The sequence below is a fragment of the Luteibacter sp. UNCMF366Tsu5.1 genome (genome assembly GCF_900119235.1).
In the GTDB taxonomy this organism is placed as follows: Bacteria; Pseudomonadota; Gammaproteobacteria; order Xanthomonadales; family Rhodanobacteraceae; genus Luteibacter; species Luteibacter flocculans.
On record NZ_FPIS01000001.1, the window covers coordinates 2,040,055 to 2,062,329 of the forward strand.

General features: G+C 62.9%; 18 protein-coding genes and 1 tRNA gene. 6 read left to right on the plus strand and 13 right to left on the minus strand.

Annotation, left to right across the window (positions count from 1 at the left end; genetic code table 11):
- Positions 1–108: 108 nt before the first annotated feature.
- Both BT115_RS09105 and BT115_RS09110 read right to left on the minus strand, forming a co-directional pair.
- Entirely contained in the window at positions 109–762 is a 654-nt protein-coding gene (locus tag BT115_RS09105; protein WP_072322122.1) for an NAD(P)-dependent oxidoreductase, read from the minus strand.
- Between the two features lie 4 nt (positions 763–766).
- Entirely contained in the window at positions 767–1,384 is a 618-nt protein-coding gene (locus BT115_RS09110) for an FMN-dependent NADH-azoreductase (protein WP_072322123.1), read from the minus strand.
- Between the two features lie 73 nt (positions 1,385–1,457).
- Here BT115_RS09110 and BT115_RS09115 point away from each other — a divergent pair, with 73 nt between their 5' ends.
- The 3 genes from BT115_RS09115 (at position 1,458) to BT115_RS09125 (ending at position 4,497) form a co-directional block, all read left to right on the plus strand.
- Complete coding sequence (locus BT115_RS09115) at positions 1,458–1,928, plus strand: winged helix-turn-helix transcriptional regulator (RefSeq protein ID WP_255369374.1); 471 nt, start codon at positions 1,458–1,460, stop codon at positions 1,926–1,928.
- Between the two features lie 270 nt (positions 1,929–2,198).
- Positions 2,199–2,702 carry a hypothetical protein gene (locus BT115_RS09120; protein ID WP_072322125.1) on the plus strand — a complete coding sequence of 168 codons (504 nt, stop codon included), beginning with the start codon at positions 2,199–2,201 and terminating at the stop codon, positions 2,700–2,702.
- 16 nt (positions 2,703–2,718) lie between these two features.
- Complete coding sequence (locus tag BT115_RS09125; protein WP_072322127.1) at positions 2,719–4,497, plus strand: XVIPCD domain-containing protein; 1,779 nt, start codon at positions 2,719–2,721, stop codon at positions 4,495–4,497.
- A gap of 314 nt (positions 4,498–4,811) precedes the next feature.
- Here BT115_RS09125 and BT115_RS09130 read toward each other — a convergent pair whose 3' ends face one another.
- The 5 genes from BT115_RS09130 to BT115_RS09155 form a co-directional block, all read right to left on the minus strand.
- Positions 4,812–5,231, minus strand: coding sequence for a hypothetical protein (locus BT115_RS09130; protein WP_072322128.1), 420 nt, complete (start codon positions 5,229–5,231; stop codon positions 4,812–4,814).
- Positions 5,232–5,399: 168 nt separating this feature from the next.
- A complete protein-coding gene (locus BT115_RS09135) occupies positions 5,400–6,485 on the minus strand; it encodes a BsuBI/PstI family type II restriction endonuclease (protein WP_072322129.1) in 1,086 nt (361 codons plus the stop codon).
- Positions 6,482–8,272 carry an HsdM family class I SAM-dependent methyltransferase gene (locus BT115_RS09140; RefSeq protein WP_072322337.1) on the minus strand — a complete coding sequence of 597 codons (1,791 nt, stop codon included), beginning with the start codon at positions 8,270–8,272 and terminating at the stop codon, positions 6,482–6,484. The genes BT115_RS09135 and BT115_RS09140 overlap by 4 nt, the downstream gene beginning before the upstream one ends.
- A 496-nt stretch (positions 8,273–8,768) precedes the next feature.
- Entirely contained in the window at positions 8,769–10,664 is a 1,896-nt protein-coding gene (locus BT115_RS09145) for an ATP-dependent nuclease (RefSeq protein WP_072322130.1), read from the minus strand.
- 339 nt (positions 10,665–11,003) lie between these two features.
- A tRNA-Gly gene (locus BT115_RS09155) sits at positions 11,004–11,077 on the minus strand.
- 133 nt (positions 11,078–11,210) lie between these two features.
- Between BT115_RS09155 and BT115_RS09160 the strand changes: the two genes are divergently transcribed.
- The 3 genes from BT115_RS09160 (at position 11,211) to poxB (ending at position 14,763) form a co-directional block, all read left to right on the plus strand.
- Positions 11,211–11,933 (plus strand): hypothetical protein, encoded by a 723-nt coding sequence (locus BT115_RS09160; protein ID WP_072322131.1) that lies wholly within the window; start codon positions 11,211–11,213, stop codon positions 11,931–11,933.
- Between the two features lie 325 nt (positions 11,934–12,258).
- Positions 12,259–12,984 carry a tRNA (guanosine(46)-N7)-methyltransferase TrmB gene (trmB, locus tag BT115_RS09165; RefSeq protein WP_072322338.1) on the plus strand — a complete coding sequence of 242 codons (726 nt, stop codon included), beginning with the start codon at positions 12,259–12,261 and terminating at the stop codon, positions 12,982–12,984.
- Positions 12,985–13,029: 45 nt separating this feature from the next.
- Complete coding sequence (gene poxB, locus BT115_RS09170; protein ID WP_072322132.1) at positions 13,030–14,763, plus strand: ubiquinone-dependent pyruvate dehydrogenase; 1,734 nt, start codon at positions 13,030–13,032, stop codon at positions 14,761–14,763.
- A gap of 97 nt (positions 14,764–14,860) precedes the next feature.
- On the opposite strand, the gene BT115_RS09175 is transcribed toward poxB, so the two are convergent.
- The 6 genes from BT115_RS09175 to BT115_RS09200 form a co-directional block, all read right to left on the minus strand.
- Positions 14,861–16,462, minus strand: a complete 1,602-nt coding sequence (locus BT115_RS09175) for a hypothetical protein (RefSeq protein ID WP_072322133.1) — start codon at positions 16,460–16,462, stop codon at positions 14,861–14,863.
- Between the two features lie 32 nt (positions 16,463–16,494).
- Entirely contained in the window at positions 16,495–17,610 is a 1,116-nt protein-coding gene (gene rodA / locus BT115_RS09180; protein WP_072322136.1) for a rod shape-determining protein RodA, read from the minus strand.
- Positions 17,607–19,616, minus strand: coding sequence for a penicillin-binding protein 2 (gene mrdA, locus BT115_RS09185; protein ID WP_072322137.1), 2,010 nt, complete (start codon positions 19,614–19,616; stop codon positions 17,607–17,609). The genes rodA and mrdA overlap by 4 nt, the downstream gene beginning before the upstream one ends.
- Positions 19,613–20,104, minus strand: a complete 492-nt coding sequence (mreD, locus tag BT115_RS09190) for a rod shape-determining protein MreD (protein WP_072322138.1) — start codon at positions 20,102–20,104, stop codon at positions 19,613–19,615. Before mreD ends, mrdA begins: the two co-directional genes overlap by 4 nt.
- Positions 20,101–21,108 carry a rod shape-determining protein MreC gene (mreC, locus tag BT115_RS09195; protein WP_072322139.1) on the minus strand — a complete coding sequence of 336 codons (1,008 nt, stop codon included), beginning with the start codon at positions 21,106–21,108 and terminating at the stop codon, positions 20,101–20,103. Before mreC ends, mreD begins: the two co-directional genes overlap by 4 nt.
- A gap of 118 nt (positions 21,109–21,226) precedes the next feature.
- A complete protein-coding gene (locus BT115_RS09200) occupies positions 21,227–22,273 on the minus strand; it encodes a rod shape-determining protein (RefSeq protein ID WP_072322142.1) in 1,047 nt (348 codons plus the stop codon).
- Positions 22,274–22,275: the final 2 nt, after the last annotated feature.

Genomic DNA, 22,275 nt, shown 5'->3' on the forward strand with positions numbered 1-22,275 from the left:
ATGGTCATGAAAAGAGGCTCCTGAGCCAGCGTCGTGGCTTGTGGAGGGCGCGTACATCGCAGAGGTTCATCCATGTGCCTTCCTCACCTTTCTGAGGGGGGTTCTGCGTCAATGATCGGCAATGCCTGGCGCGGCACGCACGAATTGCGTGTCACTCACCTGGCCGACCACGAACTTCGCAAGATTGCCTCGGGAAAGCTTCGAGCCGAGCTTGGTCTGCCCATACCAACCCGCATCGACGCTGCCGTTCGCGGCGCCATCTTTCAGGTTCGGGACGCGTACCAGCGTCCAGTCCAGATCCGAACCAGCGATCAGCTCGGCCGTCGCCTTGACGTCTTGGAATCCCTTCCGCGCAATCACCTTGAACAGGAACGCGAATGCGTGGGTGCCGAAGGCAAACCCATCCTTCGGGTCGCGATAGGCTGCGGTGGAAATCTGAATGAGGCGACGCACGCCGACCTGTTTCATGGCGGCCATGATATTAGTCAGACCGTGCATGACAGGCTTATCTCCCTGCACCTTGAGGCTGTTGGGACCTAACGCGCTGATGACCGCATCGGCACCCTTGACGCACTGCGCGATAGCACCGCGGTCCTGCAGATCGCCCACGACGATATCGACCTTTCCCGCGTACGATGCGAGCTTCTTGGGATCGCGCGCATAGACCGACAGGTTGTAGCCACGCCTCAAGGCTTCTTCGATGATGTAGCTGCCGGTTACTCCGGTCGCACCGAACAACGCGATCGTTTTTTTCTCGGCCATCAGTTCACGCCGCCTTCGTCAGCAGCGCCGCAATGGTCGTTTCGGCGTCAGCGATAGCGGCATTGACCGCATCGGGGCCCAGGACAGTGCCTTCGACACGCACTACTTCAACGTCGGTCAGGCCGATGAAACCGAGCAGGTGCAATAGATAGTTGGTCTGAAAGTCGAACGGTGCCCAAGCACCTTCCGAGAACACGCCACCCGACGCAGTGACGAGGTAGACCTTCTTACCGGTCAGCAGCCCCTTCGGCCCGGTGTCGCCATAGCCGAACGTGACGCGTGGCCAGGTGACATGATCGAACCACGCCTTGAGCTGTGTGGGCAGGCCGAAGTTGATCATGCCCGAACCGAGCACGATCACATCGGCGGCCTTCAACTCATCGACGAAATGTTGGGCGACTTTTACCGCCTCCACCTGTTCCGGCGTGCGATCGTCAGGCGACGCAGTCCGGCCCTCGATATAGGCCGACGTGATGTGCGGCGGCGGATTCACGGTGAGGTCGCGCACGGTCAACGAGCCACCCAAGCGCGACTGGATGCCTTCGGCAATGTCCGTGGCGAAGCGGCTGGAGAGGCTTTCAGCCCCGCGCGGGCTGGATGTGACGAGCAGGATATGGCTCATGAACGCTCCAAGGTATAAAGTAAGAACTAAGTAGCTTTTTTATTTTTACTTACCAGCTCATACGAAGGATCGTATGGTTCCTACCCTTTCCTCACAAGAAGGCACACGCATGTCACCTGGTTACATTGAGCAGCCTAGCGATATGCCCGCCCCAGACGATGGCGGCTGTTTGGCAACCCGCGAAATCCTGGATCGCATCGGCGATAAGTGGAGCCTCTACATCATCGCCACGCTGGCGAACGGTCCGAAGCGTTTCAATGAATTGAAGCGTGGCATCGACGGCATTTCGCAACGCATGCTGACGCTGACCCTGCGAGGACTCGAACGCGATGGCCTGATCACGCGCACGATGTATCCGACGATTCCTCCCCGCGTCGATTACGAACTCACTGAATTGGGAAGAACGCTGCTGAAGCCGGTCATGGCGCTGGTCGACTGGGCGAACGAGAACCAAGCCGCCATTGCCCATGCACATAGACGTTTTGACGAGAAGCCGGATACCGAACAGGTCTTGGTTCAGGGCGTGGTCTACCAGCGTCGATAAAGCGATAGGTTGATGGCGCGAGCCTTTGATGAGGGGTCAACCCCGTTCGCCACGTCCTACAAAAGCGCGCGAGCTGTTCGTTAAGATGGACCACCCGCCCGCAAGGCGGCTAATCCGATAGGAGCCACGGACGATGCTTCGATGACGCGCCCTGCCTCGCTACTGGCTAGCCTTCTGGCCTCGATCTTGGTCGCTTGCGCCACACCGGCCCAGCAAGTCGCGCCACGCACTCCCGCCAGCCCGGCTCCGCTCTCCACCCAGGACCATGCCATGCCGTCTTCCCTTGAAGCCCACGCGCTGCCCGGGGCGCGCGACGCCGTTGACCATTTGCTGGCTTTCCTGACGACCCTGGACAGCACCGATAAGCTCAAGCCCGCACCGCTGGGACATGCCTTCGGTGTGACGCTCGGCCCCGACTCCGAAAACGGTGCGGGCTGGACGGTCTACCACAGCCCGGATATCGGCCGAGGCTGGACCTACTGGGTGCAGCAGTCCGATGCCCGACCGTCGATGAAGAACGGCTTCCGTTTCTGGTTCGACCATCCGGACCGGTCGGCTGATGCCACGCCGGTGTGTGCATTGCCCCTTGACCGGTTGCGCAGCACGTTGACTGCCCACGGCTGGGTCGAGCGACCCGTGCCTTCCGAAATCGGAAGCATCCTGGCCATCGAGTTCAGCAAGAACGATGTGGTGTTGACCCTGACCCCGCGGGACGGCACGGACATCGACGGCACCGCCTGCGTGCTCGCCATCCAGACCAGCGACGGTCACTGACCGAAAAAGGATTGCCATGGCAGCACCCCATCCGGCTCTTGATGCGGCGGTCCAGCAGTTTGCTCAACAGCCCGGCGTCAGCCTCGCCGATGTATCGGCACTTCGCGCTGCGTTGTCCGCCGACCCCGACGTGAGCCAACGCCTGGATACGCAGGCGGCGCGCGGTGCGCTGAACGGGTTTGCACTCGCGGCCGCTGGCACGCCCGATCGCCCCGTGGGCGAATACGACCGCACGACTGGCACGATGACCTTACCCATATCCGCTTTCGCCGGCTCGCACCCTGACGTAGGTGCCGTGCTGCGCGTGCAAGCGATGGTCACGGAGTTTGGCGCAAAGAGTTACACCGACGCCGCGGGGGTGAGCCAAGCGGTCACCCCGGACATGCTAAATAACTTGCAAGGCACGCTCAACAATTCGCCAGCATTGGCTGAACAAATCAAGCGAGCCGCCACGACGACCGACCCACTTCAACCGTCGCACCGCATCCTCGAATCCTTTGCGTTCACCGCACCCGGTGCGGGCGTAGGAGGCAGCTTCAACGCCTCCGACCACGCCATGAACCTGGTCAGCGAATCGCTGATGACCCGAGGTGCGCACAGTTCGGGCACCTACAACCCGCATGATTTGACCTTCGTCATCGGGCATGAAGTCCAACACGGATTCAACGCACAAGCTGCCGCGCAAGCAAGGACCGTGTTTGTTCATGATGTGCGCACGATGGCTGCCTCGCCCGGTCCGGTGCATGACTACACCGCGTTGATCGAGCGGCACATTCAGAGTGGGCGTGATGACGAAGCCGGCGCGCAAATTGCCGGGTGGAATGCGCTGCGCAGCCGCGTGCAGCACGACCAAGGCCACGTCACGCTGACCGACATGGCCAATGCATTGCCTGCGCGGACGGCTGACTTCATCGAGCGGCATGGGGCGGGGTTTGTCGCCCATGGCAATGTTCAACTCAATCCTGACTTGAGCATGCCCTTCACGCCAGCGAACGTTGCCGCAATGGGCCACAACTATTTCGATCGACCTACGGCCGCACATCGACAGCCGGGCGACAACCGCAATCCGATGGCCTTGGCACACAGCGGTGTGGAGGACTACCCGAACTATTACGCCGGCTGGGCAGTGGCAACCATCGGCGCCGAAGAGCGAGCCGCCTCACACGGCAGAGGCCCGGCGCCGCAAATTCAGATCAACATGCAACACGCCGGGTTGTACGAGGACATGATGGAGAAGGCAGGGCTAAATCTGGCGCCTTCGAAGCAGTCCATCCCGTATCTGGATAGCAGCACCCAACCGGCCACTCAGCACGCGTTCGACCACACGGCGGACGGTCCGCATCAATACCAGCATGTGCCCGTGGCGCCACAGCGCCTGGACGATCCGTCGCACCCGGACCATGCGCTTTACCAACAAGCTCGTGGGCATGTTGTCGCCCTAGACCAGAGCTTGGGCCGAACCCCGGACGTTCACACCGACCAGTTGGCTTCGGCGGCCGCCGTGCAAGCCCGCGCGGATGGCTTGCAGCGCATCGACATGGTCGCGCTATCGACCGACGGCCAGCGGCTGTGGTCGGTGCAGACCCCGCCGGGGCGAACGGACCATTTGTTCGACTTGCGGACGAGCGTGCCCACGGCGGAAGCGATGACGCCGATGGAGCAGAGCGGCGCCAAATGGCCGCAAGCCATGCAGCAGTTCGAACAAGCGCAACAGCAGGCGCAAGGCCAGCAGGTGACGCAGCAGCAGATGCAATCGCAAGGTCCGGTCATGTCTCACGGTGGGCATGGCATGTAGCCGTGTAGTGGCCGCGCCGCTCCATAGTCATTGAGCGGCCTGAAGCGATGGTCGATGCGGTCCGAAGGTGCAGATGTTCGATCACGTCACGTGCAGTCGTGACCTGCTGGGTACGCCCATGCCTACCTATCTTCCGGGCTACGGGGCCTTCGCCGATGCCGCACCGTCGCGCATGAGCATCGCGCTACACGCACGCGGTTCGCGCGGACGCGGACATCGCGTCTTGAGTCTGGGTGAACGCCCTCGTCCGTGGAGATTGAATCTGTGCCTTAGCCCTCTCCAAACCACCACGCCTTTTGGATTGAATACAGCGGTCAGCGCGACAGCGGAGCGGCGGCAGCCTCTTTGCATGGGTTTTCAGCGAGCTTGCTGTAGACCGCATTGTTCCCTGTTCGCGTAGATGTAAAGCCGAGTTGGTGGTGTTCATTTGGCACAAGCAGGAACGCCATAGGCCCCTTCCCTGGGATGACCCCTCTGACATAGAACTCCCCCTTGTACACGTGCACGTCTCCGACGTAGTGAGCATCGCAATGCATGCCTTGCGACACATAATGTCCGTCGGCGGTGAGTTCGAATGTGTCTGGCGGGAGCGCGTCTTCGTTGTACGAGATCTTCCAGAAGCCTATGGCCCAAGAGGGCAACTTCGTTCCGGACTGTGGCGTCGCCAGTGCAAGCTGCGACATCCACAACGATCCCAATACCATGAGACCAGATGCAAATGTTTTGAAGTTCATTACGATTCCATTCCAAATTTGACTTTCACGGATCGGCCAGAAATAGAGTTACTCAGCCTTTCAGTCCGGCAACCAGAGCAGTCCGTCGGGAAGCAAACTGCCACCGTGGTTCACATGCCGAATCCGCTTCCCCCAGCACTGCCGCCATAGTGTTTTCCCAAAGACTGGTCATGTGTCTGTCTTCGTCATGATTGAAGCGACGGAGGACTCAAATAGCACGATGTGCGCTGGCTCTGACACAAACCATGCTGCCGTGTCCCATGCCAGCTCCGACACCGTCTTCTTGAATACGGGGTCGCTCCGATCCTCGAATGCGGTCAGGAACCGCAGGCTCGACAACTCAAATCCCGCTTGGATGGCAATCTCGGTAAGGGCTTTCTTGCGGTGTGCATGCACAGGACCATCGCTTGCCACCACCTCCACGAAAACCACCAATAGCTCCGACCCATCGACCTGTTCACCAAGGTCGACCAGGATGATGTCCGGGAGCGCCTTCGACGGGTCGATGCGAAGCTTCAACCTCCGGGCCAGATTGTCATCCTGTTGGACGACCTTGTTGCCCGACTCCGACAGCCAGAGCACCACTGGGTCTTTCAGGAAGCGAACCGCGTACTCCTCAATGACCGCTTTTGTGATGACGCTGGACTTGCCCGCCTTCATCGACCTGGTCTCTCCGCTGGGGAAGGTCACAACCACGGAGTCGTTGTAACGAACTCGCCCCTCCCGAATGATGTGCATGCGAGCCATGGCCGCTTGGGAAAGGTGGGCCCGACGCCACGCGGCAATGGCCGTTTCCAGCGCATCTCCGATCAGATCCTCATCAAACAGGGCAACGAAGTCCCGAGCAAGGGCGTATTTCGGCTTGGCCGACGTCGTCGGGAGATCCGTCCGCTCGACCACCGCACCGAGAGGAATCAACCCAAGGCGCAAGGTCTCGTCCCGGATGGGCTCCCGGGTATTGGGCTTGTACCAGGTGTTGGCTGGTCGGTCCTTGGTGGATGATAGGGACAGTTTGGTCCACGCCTCCCGGTCGTCGTCCCCAAGCCGCTCCGCCTGCGCGTCGGACATGTCGGTGACCTGGCTCGGTCGCAGGAACCGATCCGTGCCTTCCACCGCCCCCACATAGAGCATGACGAACACGGTGTTGGCCGCCATGGTCCGGACCACGTAGTTCCGGTGCTCGGTCCCTTCCGGGAAAATCAGGGACAGACGTTCAAGGATGAGGGAGACAGGCGGGACAACGGGCAACGTCATAGGGTCAATCCATAGAAGCTAGCCACCTTCCGTTCGATGGCGACCAGGGGTGCACCTTCCTCCAGCATGCGTTCGACGGCTTGGAGCCCGTCGATGGAGGGCAAGGGGATGGCATTGAGTTCATAGGCCGAAACCGCGACCGACCCACTTATGCAGCGGAACGCGCGGTCGACGACTTCGGTGTTGAGGACCACGGCCAGGGTCTCTGGCCGGATTGCGGGCGGCACCAGCGTGGTCGGCACGATGCGGTTGAGGTGATTTTCGACCACCGCCCCACCGAACCGGTCGATGAAGTCCTGGGGCATGACGGCAGCGATGATGCGCCGGGCCTGCTCCTTGGAGGTCGTCCGCTGAACAAGGATGGAGGCCTGGGTGTCGACCAGGTGATCCTGCCTGGTCTTAAGCTCGATGAAGGGCACGTGCCCCCGGCGGTCAGCGGCGAAGGCAAAGCCCTCCCCAGTCACGCTCTCGGCCCAGATGATGGGCAAAACGCCCTTGGTCTTTTTGGTACGGAGCTGGTCCTTGTGCCGGTTCCACACGAGAGGTCCGGTGGAGACCGCATAGCCGATGTCCGCCAGGCGGGTCGCCATGCCGGCCATGGTCCCCATGAAGGCTGCATCCGCCTCCGATCGGGGCAGGAGCCAGGGGTCACCCGAAGCATCGAGCGACACCGGACCAAGGGGGCGGACCGTGGCGGCATTCAGTCCCTTCGGGACAACCAGGGAGACGGTTGCCGGAGCCGCCCCACCCCCGACCCGGTAGGTGGTCAGGAGCGTCTCCTGGAGGACGTCGTCAAAGACCCCGTCTCGGTCGGCCACGAGGTCGAAGGCGACCGGCCGGGCCTCTGTGGTCAACAGGCGACGAAGCTCCTTGAAGTACTGGCCGCCGAGGAAGGACGTCGGGGTCAGGTACGCCACCACCCCACCCGGCTTAGTAAGCCGGAGGGCCAGGTCGGTAAACAGGCCATAGAGGTTGGCGTGGCCAAAAAGCGACCGGGCGTAGGTTGCCCGCATGTCCTCGCCCAGGGTCACCCGGCCATAGGGAGGATTGCCCACCACAAGGTCAAAGCCCTCCCCGAGGTCACCCTGGAGGGAGTCCCCAACCCGGACCACGTCCGGCAGACGCCGGCCGGCGGCCTTGCACAGGGGGATAAGGGCGGCGTCCAGGAGGACCCGGGTCATCCAGGCGGCGAAGGGATCGATTTCTGCGCCGGCCAGACGCTTGCCAAGTCGGGCCAGAATCCAGCTCGGCTCCTCCCCTGCTTGCTCGGCCGCTGCGACCATGCGCAGCGCTACGGGGGCGAGGAAGGCCCCCCCACCGCAAGCCGGGTCAATCGCGCTGCCGCAGACAAAATCGAACCCCGCGTCCTCGGCAAGGTCCAGAAGTCGGCTGACCAAGGGGGGTGGGGTATAGAACGCGCCAAGACTGGACCGGAGGGCGTCCGGAAGCATAACGGTATAGATCGAACCGACCAGAAACCCTGCGTCCTCGACCGGGAATGTGGCTACCAGTTCGCCCATCTGTCCGGCCATGGAGCCCGCCTCGGCCGGCAACGAAGCAAAGTCCGCCTCGAATGCCTTGGCCTTCATGCCGGAGGCGTTCTGCTTGCACATTGCAGCCCAGTAGGCATCGAGCACGGCTGCGCAAAATGCCCGGGCATGGCTCAGCCGGGCCTTGTCGGTCTTGCGACTCTCGGCATACCCCTTCGCCATGGCCTTGCAGGCCATGTAACGCTCAAGGGGCGAGGCGTGGGGGTTGAACCAGGCGGCTTGTTCGGTCTTTCGCATGGACATTTCACCGGTGGTGGCGGTTGACCGATTAAATCTGGCCAGCCGCGAAGCGTGGCCAACCGCCGTCTCAACGTGTGAGAAAAATTATTCTCCCACGGACACGACCTCAATCTCCATTGGCGACTCGACCTCGTCGACCCAATGCATTTCGTCGCGGACGTCCGGGAACCCTGCGAAAAAGGCTCCTACTGCCATATATCGGGACCGGAATTGTCTGAACTTGAATGAGTCACCATTGTTGCCTCGGCGTCGATCAAGAGTCCCATCAGCACCCTTCGTGGCCAAGTCTCTGGCATCTTCGGAACGAAAATCTAAACAGCGAGGGCTCACCGTGATGCATCACAGTAACGATGCCCCGTTCCTCGTCAACCAACACAACTTGGGCACCCTTCACCAACACCATTCCGGTTTTCTCTAACATTTTGTTCATTGCGTGGTCGGTGACTATGTATCCTCAAGGAAGGGGCGTGCACACTGCTCCGCTTGGTGACTATTAAGTGTTCCCCTTGAAACGCGGATTGGTTTCAACGCCCGCTTCCGTCGCCCACTTATCAATCGAAGCCCGAAGAAGCGTCATATAACCTTCCTTCTGGATACCCTCGGTGGGATAGGGGTCGTGGTCATTTCCAGTGGTCAGACCATCGAGTAGGGCCTGTACCTTCGCCCTGAACTCCGCATTTTTCGCAACCTCCCGATATGCTGAAAGGGGCTTGTCCTTCGATTGCTCCTCGTAACCGAGAAACCTCTCGAAGTCAGGCACGCTCACCCGATGGCGCGCATTGATTCCGACGGCCCTCGCCTTTTCTATGGCGGCCCGAATGGTCTCGTTTTGCGCCCACATGCCATTGGCACATCCGTCCTTCCTGAACGGCGTGTCGCAATCGTGGACAACGCCAAAGTCAATCTTGAAGTGCTCCATAATGGAGATGAGCGCTGGCAGGATGGCTTTTCCCCGAGCCCTAACCACTGTGACCTTGTCAGCGAGCTGGTGCTCCTGTTCGAGGACGGCAGCCATGAATGCCGCATGCTCCGTGTCGCCCTCGACAAGCACCGGATAGGACCCAAAGAAAATTTCCGCAAGACTCGGGTCAATGTGCTGCATGGCCTGGAGCCATTGCTTTTGCTCTCCCTCGAAGGTGATGTCGTCCGACCGATATGTTTTCGGACTCACCCTCTTGCCGTCGCCGCCGCGCTCCAGCCGGACAATGGTGGTGTGGTCTTCAAACGGATTGACGAAATATGGAGAGTGAGTAGTCATCATGACCTGCCAGTCCGCACTTTCGGCCAACCGATAGAGGTGCTTCTGGGCGGCACGCGCCGCCATGGGATGAAGGGCATTCTCTGGTTCGTCGATGAGCAGCAAGTAACCTGGAAAGGCGGGGTCATCGGCATCCTCTGGAATCGCACCTCCAGCTTCGAAAGCATCGAATTGTGCTTGCAGGGCCGCCACGGCGTCCTCGTCCACAACAGCCTTCTTCCCTTTCGGAGCCTTGGCCTCAGCCAACTGCTTGACGAGCCGCTCCCGATACGTCGAACGGGTTTTCTCCGACCGGGTCAGCTCGTTGTGGACCTGAACCATCGCCCAGAACAGCGCCCGGCGGGCACCCGTGCCCTGCTGGGGGATCGCTGTTTCAGCGTCGCCGTCCTTGACCTTCAGGCCAGACTCAACCTTTGGAACAACCTGGGTCGGCTGAACGGTAAGGCGAACTCCTAGCCCGGGAAAGACACCCTGGAAACTCTGCCCGACCTTTTCGGATATCTCATTGAAACGCTGCTCATGTGCATTGCCGAGTCCCGCAAGCTTTTCGGCGACTGAAGCAATGGCCCCAGCCAGTTGAGACCCTGCATTCGCCCTTTCAAGTTCGATGGTTGCCAGCAACGGAGCAAGGGCCATGGTCGACAGTGTCTTTTCCATCCCCTCGGCGTCCTGGAGGGAACCGATGCGGATGGGCTTGGGCAGTCGCGACTTAAAGACATTGTCTGCGCCTCCCGCCTTGCCTTCGGTTGACCACTCAGCCGTCTCAGGATCCCAAGTCCAACGGTCTGCTTTATATGCAGGCGCCGCCCATCGCCAGAGGCTTCGAACAATCAGGAGTTCGCCCTCTGGCCGCTTCCATTTTTCGTCGACGTTGCCAATTCCTTTGGGAATGTGTACCTCAAGCTCGACCTCACTGAACTCATCATCTTTCGAGTGCTGGCACCGGTCTTTCTCGGCGGAAAAAGTCTCTGCTCCAACGGCAAGTGCGTAAGCCTTTAGGACTGTCGATTTGCCGGCGTTGTTCTTGCCAACCAAACACACAACATTGTCGAGCTCGACCGTCAGGCCGTCCGGCCCGACGCATCCGATATTGCGAATGGTCATTCGGACCAGTTTTGAAGCGTTCTGCATGTCCCTTCCCCAGTTAGCAGGGCATGCACATCCGGCAACCCCATCTGGGAAATCATCCAGCTCATTCGCACCCGTGTCTGTCAGGGATTTCCTACACACCTCACGGAGCGGCATGAGAAGCCGGCGGTTACCAACCGCAGGCGGCGGACAAAGAAGTGGGAGCCAACCACGGGCAGCAGGTCCGCAGGCACACGAAAGCGGACGTAGAGTCCGGCAGGGCGATGCAGGAAAAGGGGCTTTGGCACGAAGGCGATACCTCAAACGATACCTTTTTGAAGGCCGTTTCCGGGTATCGCTGATTGCCTGCAACCGATGTGCCGCAAAGGCTACAAGGGATGCTGGAGCGGGTGAAGGGAATCGAACCCTCGTCAGTAGCTTGGGAAGCTACAGCTCTACCATTGAGCTACACCCGCGTCGGGCCTGGATGGTAATACGAGTGCGGCGATGGGGGGAAGGTGGCGGGTCGCTGAACGTATCCGGTGGCGGCTGCGCTACGTGTCGGCGGGGCGCGCATAATCTTGCCGGGAATCCCATGAGGGCCGGGGCATGCATCGGATACTTTCGCTTTCCATCGTCGCGGGCCTGGCGCTTGCCGCGGGTTCGGTCGCTGCGCAATCCCGCAGCGTGTCCACGGCGGACATGCCGAAGCCGGGGGTGAGCTATATCTCGGGGCCGTCGGCGCCCGTGCGTCGGGAGACGGTGAGCACCGGCACCCTGCCCCAGCCGGCCCGGCTCTATGTCGGCGGCCAGGTCCCCGTGGGCGGCGGCAGCTACCAGCAGCAGGACGACTACGGCGACAGCGGCTACTACGGCGGCGGCTACCCGCCGGGTTATGGCTGGAACGATCGCGATGGGCGCGGCCACGATCGGCCCGACCATGACCACGATCACGATGGCCCGGATGGTCACCATGGCGATAACGACCGCGATCAAGGACGCCCCCTCAGCCTTGCCGCCGGCAGTGGTGGCGCACCGTCGGCCAGCGGCGCGGGCGTGAAGCTCGCACCACAGCGCCAGCCGGGACAGTCGGATCGCGACCGCTGGACTCACGGCTGGAACCCCGGCTACGGCAACAACCTGCCCGTGCGGCCGGAGGACGCCGCGCGCGCCGCGCAGCCCGGCACGGGCATGACCAACAGCCGCGCGCCGCAGCCGGGCACCGGCCGAACGAACAGCCGCGGCCCCCAGCCTGGCACGGGCATCGGCTCGGGCAACCAGCCAGGTACCGGCGTTCCTCTGCATGGCGGCTGGCGCGGCGACGGCCGCTGATCTACGCCACCAGCGGCTGCGGCCACGCGTACCGGCCGTTACAATGCCTGTCCGTTGACGACCCGACATCCAGACGCGCATGCGCGCCGCTGCGATGTGCTTCTGCCAGGCCCAGTGCATTGGGGATGGAAACACATCGCAGGTCGAGTCTGTCGCCTCATTCCGCGTGCGACTCCCCGGAGTCGCCACCCAACGATTCACGCCATAGGCAGCGGCCATGCCGCGCCCTTCGACGGATAGCCTGCATGAACTCACTCTCCCTGCCCCGCATCGCTGTGCATCGCGTTGCGGAATGCTCATCCTCTTTCGGCGGAACGGCATGGTCATGACCCACGACGACGAGACCTCCGGCGACGCGCCGTTTCACCGCCGCATCCGCAGCTTCGTGCTGCGCGAGGGACGCATGACGCCCGCACAGCAGCGCGCGTTCGACGATCACTGGGCGCGCTTCGGCCTCGACTACACCGGCACGGAACGCGACCTCGACGCGACCTTCGGTCGCCATGCGCCGCGCGTGTTGGAAATCGGCTTCGGCAACGGTGAAGCGCTCGCGTGGGCCAGCGAGCACGATCTCGCTCGCGATTACGTCGGCGTGGAAGTCCACGGCCCGGGTGTCGGTCGGCTGATGAATGCGCTCGCGGCTCGCGATGCCAGCAACGTGCGTCTCTACAAGCACGACGCGGTAGAAGTGCTGGAGCACGAGATCCCTGCCGGCAGCCTGTCCGAAGTCCGTATCTGGTTTCCCGACCCATGGCACAAGAAGCGTCACAACAAGCGTCGTCTCGTCCAGCCGGCGTTCGTGGCGCTGCTTGCGTCGCGCATGGCGCCGGGCGGCCTGCTTCATCTGGCGACGGATTGGGAAGCGTACGCCGAGCACATGCGAGAAACGATGGAAGCGGCGCCGGGCTGGCGTAACCGCCTCGGGCCGGGGCTGACAGCGGAGCGTCCCGCATGGCGCGTGGAGACGCACTTCGAGCGTCGCGGCATGCGGCTCGGCCACGGCGTATGGGACTTCCTCTACGAATGGCATGGCACGACGACGGCACCTTGATAGCGACGGCCGCATAATGGCCGTTCGCGCCCAAGGAGCCTATCGATGTCCATTGCCAACGTCGCTGACCTGATCGCAGAAACTCTCGAAGAAGCCGGCGTCCGCCGCATTTACGGCGTCGTCGGCGACAGCCTCAACGCCATCACCGAGTCCCTGCGCCAGCGACAACGCATCGACTGGGTCCACGTACGCCACGAGGAAGTCGCCGCCTTTGCCGCCGGTGGCGAATCGCAACTCACCGGTGAGCTTGCCGTGTGCGCCGGCAGCTGCGGTCCGGGCAACCTGCATCTCATCAACGGTCTGTTCGATTGCCATCGCTCGCGCACACCGGTGCTCGCGATCGCAGCGCACATCCCCAGCGCGGAAATCGGCAACGGCTACTTTCAGGAAACGCATCCGACCGAACTGTTTCGCGAGTGCAGCGTGTACTGCGAGATGGTTTCCGACGCGGCGCAGATGCCGCGCGTGATCGACGCCGCGATTCGTGCCGCCGTTGGCCAACGCGGCGTGGCGGTGGTGGTGATTCCAGGCGACGTCGCGATGCGCAAGTCACCGGTGAAGGCCGCAACGCCTGCCGCTAGCCTGTTGCCCGCAGCGCCGCGCGTCGTGCCGGCCGAGCGCCAGCTCGATGCGCTCGCGGCCCTGCTCAACGAAGGCAAGCGGGTCACACTGCTGTGCGGTCGTGGGACCGCGGGCGCGCATGACGAATTGATTGCCCTGGCCGATGCGCTGAAAGCACCGATCGTGCATGCGCTGGGCGGCAAGGAATTCGTGGAGTACGACAATCCGTTCGATGTGGGCATGACCGGCCTGATCGGTTTCAGCTCGGGCTACCACGCGATGGAAGACTGCGACACGCTGCTGATGCTCGGTACCGATTTCCCGTATCGGCAGTTCTACCCCGAAGATGCCAAGATCGCCCAAGTAGACATCCGCGCCGGCAATATCGGCCGACGCTGCCGTGTCGATCTCGGCATCGTGGGCGACGTTGGCGAGACCCTCCGCGCCCTGCTACCGCGCATCGAACCCAAGCGCGTGCGTGGTCATCTGGATCGCTGCCTTGCGCATTACGAGCGCGCCCGTCACGACCTGGACGAACTGGCGCGGATCGAGCCAGGCCACGATCTCATCCACCCGCAGCAGGTCACCCGACTGGTAAGCGAGCTGGCGGAAGAGGATGCCGTGTTCACCTGCGACGTCGGTACGCCCACCATCTGGGCCGCCCGCTATCTGCGCATGAATGGTAAGCGCCGACTGTTGGGCTCCTGGGTCCATGGCTCGATGGCGTGCGCGATGCCGCAGGCGATCGGCGCGCAAGCAGCCTATCCGGAGCGGCAGGTGATTTCGCTGTCGGGCGATGGCGGCTTCACGATGCTGATGGGCGACTTCATCACCCTGGCGCAGCAGAAGCTGCCCGTGAAAGTGATCGTGCTCAACAACGGCACGCTGGGTTTCGTCGAGCTGGAAATGAAGGCAGCCGGTCTCCTCGAAACCGGCGTGGCGCTGCAGAACCCCGACTTCGCCGCCATGGCGAATGCGATGGGCATCCACGGTCGCCGTGTTGCCCGCGCCAGCGATCTGCCGTCGGCCATCGCCGAGGTGCTGGCTCATGAAGGCCCGGCTTTGCTCGACGTGGTGAGCAACCGCCTCGAGCTGTCGATCCCGCCGAAGATCAGCGGCGAGCAAGTGAAGGGCCTCAGCCTCTACGCGCTGAAGGCCGTGATGAGCGGCCGCGGCGACTCCATTGTGGACCTGGCGCTGAGCAACCTCAGTCGCTGACGAGCAGACCGGCTTCGCGGTGCTGCACGACGCTAGTCATACAGCACCGCGAGCCAGTAAGCAGCGATACGGCGTCGAGTGACGGCGTTCGGGCAGATCACTGATACTCGATGGAAGGATCCCAGCGAGTGCTATCACAGTAATAATCCGTCCCTCTCGCCGCCACCATAAAGAAAACGCCATCGCCCGCGGCGACTTGTCGAACCACGTCGATACTTTTACCCACGGTATCCCCGTTATCGATATCGGCGGCGAAGATTGATGAACCGTTATGCACGATCGAAGTGCTCACGCCGTTACCGCAGCCAACGTCGGCATCCCTTACGGTTCCTTCGATCCTGACTGTTCCTGCGCGTGGGGCGACCCATTTCAGAACGGGAATCTCATTTTCTGCTGGGTGCATGGAATCGGTGTATATGGCCGACCAACGATCCGTGCCCTGCCAGAAACCGTTCTCGAAACTCATGTCATAGATCGTCGAATTGCGACCCGTCTGATACCACCACCGAGGCCCCTGCTGTGACGAGTAATTGACAGACTGGCGGTAGTACTCCGGCCGGTCGGACAAGTTGACGCGCCAGCGATATAGCGCCACATGCGGCGAGTCGCTTGAGAGGGGATCTTTCGCGCAATAGACGTTGAAAATATCGTTCGCCTCGCCGTTGGCGACACCGCCCGGATCGACAATGCTGCAGTATTGATAACCTCCATTGGGACGGAGACTGGCGGCCGCCTCGTCAGCCAACGTCGCACTTGGCGTCCAGCTGATGGCGTCGGTCGACTCGTACAGCTTCACGAACGAGTTCGCGCCACCCCAGGCCATGACAGACAAGAGAACGTAGTACTTACCCGTGTACTGACTATGGACTGCTTGCGTATGAGTGATGCCGTAAGGCCCAAGGAGCGTTGCGCGCCCCCCGAGCCCTGGCTCCGAGAAGCTCCCGCCATAGTACTTGTGCCAGAGATTCGTCCCGATGCCACCCGACCTTGCTGCGCTGAGCACATCGTTCAAATTGGCTCGCGCGACGGACAAGCCGTTTGACCCAGGAGGTAGCGTTTCGTCGCCCACATCGGTGTAGTAGACGTAAAGGAACCCGTCTTTGATCAAATAAGGTGCACCCTGGATGTTCACACCGTCGGGATCGCCATAGGGACTAATGATGCGACCGAGGTAATTCCACGTATTCCCATTGTCCGATGACCATGCGAGCCCAATGCGATTGCGGTGGGCTGCCCCAGCGTTCTCCTCGTGGATGATCGCCAGTAAGCCGCCGTCATTCGGTTGGGGTTGATACAAGCCGACGAACCAAAGGCTACGCACATCTACAGGGTTTAACTTGGTGAACGCGGCGTTGGGGCCGTTGACGCAATATGTCGTGGCAGGATCCAGATTGCAGGTCGATTTCGTCCATAGCACTGAACCGAAGGGATGTTCAGCGTCTCCCTGCATAAGCGACTGGATGATCTTGCCCGAATAATTCCATTGCGACCCCAGCCAGTAGCGAGTTCCCGCGACGCTATAGGAGGACAGCGGCGCGTCTGGCTGTGAATTGGCAAGCGTACCCTGCGTCAATTCTGCCGAGGTGGCGACAATGACCGGAGAGGACACCTCGGTCGAAAATGCCTTTGAACCGAATAGCATCCCTCCAGCGCAGAGCAACGCGTAGAACCTCGCCGTTCCCAGCAACTTGGAATTCACGTAGCACCCCCTTTGGCGAAGAATTACATCGATCAGTCGTGTAATTTGCGGTTGGCGTGTATCGACATCAGCACGCCGAAGCCGGTGAGCAACGATACGGCAGACGTACCGCCGTAGCTGATGAGCGGCATGGGTACGCCCACCACGGGCAGGATGCCGGCGACCATGCCGCCGTTGACTGCCACGTAGACGAAGAAGCTCATGCCGATGGCGCCGGCCAGCAGGCGCGAATAGGTGTCGCGCGCATTCATCGCGATCCACAGGCAGCGGCCGATGATGAACGCGTAAAGCAGCATGATGGCGATGACGCCGACCAAGCCGAACTCTTCGGAGAACACGGCGAAGATGAAGTCGGTCGTGTGCTCAGGCAGGAATTCCAGGCGCGACTGCGTACCGTGCTGCCACCCTTTGCCGAATACACCACCCGAGCCTACGGCGATCTTCGACTGGATGATGTGCCAGCCGTTGCCCAGCGGATCGGACTCCGGGTCCAGCAGCGTGCGCACGCGGTTACGCTGGTATTCGTGGAGGAACTGCCAGGCGACGGGAATGGCAGCGCCCACGGCACCGACCAGCAGTCCGATGCGCCACCATGCCATGCCGGAAAGGAACAGCGCGAACGCGCCTGCGCCTGCCACCAGCAGCGCGGTACCCAGATCGGGCTGCTCGGCGATGAGCCCGGCAGGCACGGCGATCAGCAAGCCGACGACGATGATGTCCTTCCAGCTTGGCGGCAATTGGCGCGGATGCAGATACCAGGCCACCATCATCGGCATGGTGAGCTTGAGCAGTTCGGACGGCTGAAAGCGCATCACACCGAGGTCCAGCCAGCGGTACGCGCCGCGACCTTCACCGAGCACCGCCACCACCACGAGCAACGCGGTGCTGCCGAGATAGAGCCATGGCGTCCACGACCGCAGTACCGGCGGCGGAATGCGCGAGATCACAACGAGCAGCAGACCGCCGAGCACGAAGCGCGCCGCCTGTCCCGTCACCAGCGACAGATTGCCGTTGCCTGCGCTGTACAAGGTCGCCAAGCCGGTGCATCCGAGCACGAACAACGCCAGCAACAACGGCAGGTCGAGCCGCGGCCGGGTGAGCAGGCGCAGGCCGAAGCGTTTGAGCCGGGCGGAGAGGTTCTGGATCATTGGCCCTGGTCCTCGACGTTGTCGTCGTCGGGAGATGCCTGCGCACTCGCGGCCGAGGCGGGCGCCGTGCCCTCGCTGGCAGGTGCCGCTTCGGGCAAGGCGTCTGACGTGACGACGTCGGCAGGCGACAGATCGGTCGGTCGCTGGCCGCCCTCGTCCACGACCCACTGGTCGAGGATCTTGCGGGCGATGGGGCCGGAATCCTTCGCACCCCACGCACCGGCCTCGAGCACCACCGCCACCGCAATGCGCGGATCCTCGGCAGGCGTGTAGGCAATGAACAGCGCACGGTGGCGCGTGGCGAGATAGGCCGTGTTCTTGTTTTCGTTGTACGCGTTGGTAGTGCGCGAGAAGCGCTCCGCCGTACCGCTCTTGCCAGCGATCACGTACGGAAACCCTTTGCCGAGGCCCTTGCCGGTGCCTTCGCCGTTGATCACCGCAATCATGCCCTGGTCCACCGCGTCCCAATCCGCCGGCTTCCGAATCAGCGAGGGACCGGTGGGTGGAAACGCCTGCGGCACGCGCGGGCTATCCACGCCATCCTGCGTGTCGAGCAGGAAGTGCGGCTTGTACGGCACGCCACGACCGGCGAAGGTTGCCGTCGCATGCGCGAGTTGCAGTGGTGTCACCGCCCAGTAGCCCTGTCCGATGCCGGCGATGATCGTCTCGCCCGGATACCAGCCGGCCTTGCTTCGGGTGGCCTTCCATTCGCGCGAAGGCAGAATGCCTTCGACTTCGCCGACGAGATCGATACCGGTCTTCTGGCCGAACCCGAAACGACCCATCCAGTCGGCCAGCCGATCGATGCCCATGTCGAGCGCGAGGCGATAGAAATAGGTGTTGGTCGACTTCTCGATGGCGCGTTGCAGATTGACCGTGCCGTCGCCCCCGCGCTTGTCGTCGCGATAGCAGCGCGATTGCCCAGGAATGCAGAACTCGCCTGTGGACAGCACGGTATCGCTGGGCCGACGAATGCCCATCGCCAGGCCACCAAGCGCGAGGAATGGCTTCACCGTGGAGCCGGGCGGATACACGCCGCGGAGACCGCGGTTGTACAGCGGCTTGTCGGGCGCGGTGGTCAGCGCCTTGTAATCGGCGGAGCTGATGCCGTTGACGAAGAGGTTGGGATCGAAGCTCGGTTCGCTGGCGAAAGCGAGCACCTGGCCGTTGCGCGGATCGATCGCGATGGCGGCACCGGCGCGACCGTTCATGGCTTCTTCCGCGGCCTTCTGCAAGCGCACGTCGATGCTCAGGTAGATGTTCTTGCCGGGCGTAGGCGGCGTGGTGTCGAGCACGGCCTGGGTACGGCCGTCGGCATTGACCTCAACCAGTTCGTAACCCGGCTGGCCATGCAGCAGCTTCTCGTAATAGCGCTCGATACCGATGCGGCCGATATGCGTGGTGCCCTTGTAGCTGGCCTCCTCGTCTTCGTCCATGCGATCGAGGTCGTCCGCGTCGATGCGGCTTACATAGCCGATGACGTGAGCCATCTGCGCAGCGAGCGGGTAGCGCCGGGTGAGATAGGGCACCACGTCCACGCCGGGGAATCGCCAGCGATTCACCGCGAATCGGCCAATTTCATCCTCGGTGAGCTTGAGCTTGAGCGGCACGCCTTCGAAGCGCCGACTCTGCTTCACCTGCTTCTTGAAAGCCGTGATGTCTTCGTCGCTGATCGGTACGACGGCACCCAACTCGTGCAGCATGGCGTCCATGTCGGGCACCTGCTCGGGCGTAACCTCGAGACGGAACGCAGGCACGTTGTCGGCCAGCAACACGCCGTTGCGATCGTAGATGAGGCCACGTGCCGGCGGGATCGCGCGCGGCTTCACGCGGTTCTGGTCCGAGCGTGCCACGAACTCGTCGTGGTGCAGCACCTGCAGATAGACATAGCGCACGCATACGGCGGCGAGGCCCAGCAGGATCAAGACGAAGCCCGCGAGCGCACGGCGACGGAACAGCGCCACCTCGCCGCGGACTTCCTTGATCGAGGCGCGCCGCCTGCTCATGCCTCGTGGATGCGCAGGCGCGCGCGAAGGTCATCGAGGATGAGGAAGACGAACGGCCAGAGAGCTGCGCCAACGAACGGCGAGATCCAGTACTCCGGCGGCGGCAACGGATCGCCGCCGAAAACGCGTATCAGCAGCAACAGGATGCGATCGTTCAGCAGGAAACCCAGTACCGCTAGCGATTGCTGCCACATGGGAAAGAAGCGCAGGCGCGAGCGGAAGCGCAAGGCGATGAACACCATGGCCGTGAGCCGCAGCGCCTGTTCGCCGAGCAGTATGCCGTCGAACAGATCGGCCGCGACGCCGAGACAGAAGGCGAGGCCCAGCGTGACGCGATCCCCGGATTGCAGGCACCAGTAGAGCAACACCAGCGCAGGCCAGTACGGCTTGAACGGCGTCAACGGGCCCGGCAGCGGGATCAGCATCAGGAACAGGGAAATCAGCAGCGTGGCGGCGAACCACAACTGGCGAACGCGGACCTTGTTCATCGTGCGGTCCCCGTCGGGGTGGCGGCGGTCGCCGAGCGTGCCGGCAACGGCGTCGCCGTGGGCGACGTCACCGACGGCAAGGTCGGTTGGGGCGCGTTGGGATCGGGCGCCAGGGAAGCGGGCGGACCAACATTGGGCGCCGGCGCGGGCGGCCCGTCGACTTCGGCGAGGTCGTGCAGGAGCAGCACGTCCTCGCTGCGATCGAGGTCCGCCGCGGGCTTCGCCTGGGCCGACAGGAAGGTGCCGGATGGCGTCTGTGCGACATCGCGAACCTCACCCACCGGGAAGCCGGGTGGGAAACGCCCACCCAAGCCCGAGGTGACCAGCTTGTCACCCACCTGCACATCGGCCGAGACGGGGATGTTCGGCAACGTGAGCATGTCGCCTGCACGCGAGCCGTAGGCGATGGTGCGCAGGCCGCTGCGTTCGACGGTCACGGGGATGGCGTGATTGGGATCGGTGATGAGCATGGCGACCGAGGTGGTCGGCATGACCTCGACGATCTGCCCCATGACGCCCCGGGCGTCGATGACTACCTGTCCCGGCTTCACCTTGTCACGCGCGCCGACGTTCAGCACGATCCGGTGACGGAAGCTGCCGAGATCGACGCCGATGAGGCGCGCGAGCTGCACGTTCAGCGAAAGGCTGTGCTGGGTGTCGAGCAGTTCCTTGAGGCGCTGGTTCTGCTCGGCTACCGACGCCATGCGATTGAGCTTGGCATTGGCCAGCAGCAGATCCTCGCGCAGGCGCTGGTTCTGTTCGGTGAGGCGCTGGCGATCCGCGAAGGCGACGGTCGCCGCCTGGAACCCCTGCGATGGCAGGCCGGCAATGCGATAGACCGGCTCCACGAGAATCGACAGGCCATAGCGCACGTTGGCGAGCCAGCCGCCCCGGTGATCGAGCACCATGAGCACGCAGGCGAGCGCCAGGTAGACGATGAGCCGCAACGTGCCGGCCACGCCGGGCGCAAACAGGGGCGACTTGTCGTCGCGATTCAGGGCCATGACGGGATGCTCTGGGCCGCGCTGTCGGAAGCCGGCTGGCCCGCCAGGTCACAGGCCGCAGCGAGCGCTTCCTGTGCATCCTTTGCGCGCTCCGGCCTCCGCGCCGTGCGCGCCGCCATCATTCGAACGCGAAGAAGTCGCTGCCGTGCTGGTCGATCATCTCCAGGGCCTTGCCGCCGCCGCGCGCCACACAGGTGAGCGGGTCGTCGGCCACCTGCACGTGCAGGCCGGTTTCCTCGGAGATCAGGCGATCCAGGTCGCGCAGCAGCGCGCCACCACCGGTGAGCACGATGCCGCGCTCGGCCACGTCGGAGCACAGCTCCGGCGGGGTCTGCTCCAGCGCCGCCTTGACCGCCGCCACGATGCCGGACAGCGGCTCGTGCAGGGCTTCGAGCACTTCGTTGGAGTTGATCGTGAACATGCGCGGCACGCCCTCGGCGAGGTTGCGGCCGGAGATCTCGATCTCGCGCACTTCGCTCTGCGGGAAGGCGCAGCCGATTTCGAGCTTGATCCGCTCGGCGGTGGATTCGCCGATCAGGGTGCCGTGGTTGCGGCGCACGTAGTTGATGATGGCCTCGTCGAAGCGATCGCCACCCACGCGCACGGACTGCGAGTAGACGATGCCGTTGAGCGAGATCACCGCCACTTCCGACGTGCCGCCGCCGATGTCGAGGACCATGGAGCCACGGGCCTCGTGGACCGGGATACCGGCGCCGATCGCGGCTGCCATGGGTTCTTCGATGAGGAAGACGTCACGCGCACCCGCGCCCTCGGCCGACTCCTTGATGGCGCGGCGCTCGACCTGGGTCGAGCCGCAGGGCACGCAGACCAGCACGCGCGGGCTGGGGCGCAGCATGCGCGAACGGTGAACCTGCTTGATGAAGTGCTGGAGCATCGCCTCGGTCATGGTGAAGTCGGCGATGACGCCGTCCTTCATCGGACGCACGGTGGCGATGTTGCCCGGGGTACGGCCGAGCATGCGCTTGGCGTCGCCACCGACTGCCGCGACGGCCCGTGGACCACCCGGGCCGCGATCCTGGCGGATCGCCACCACCGACGGCTCGTTCAGGACGATGCCCTGCCCGCGCACATAGATGAGCGTGTTCGCCGTGCCGAGATCGATGGAAATGTCGTTCGAAAAGAGTCCGCGGAACTTCTTAAACATGA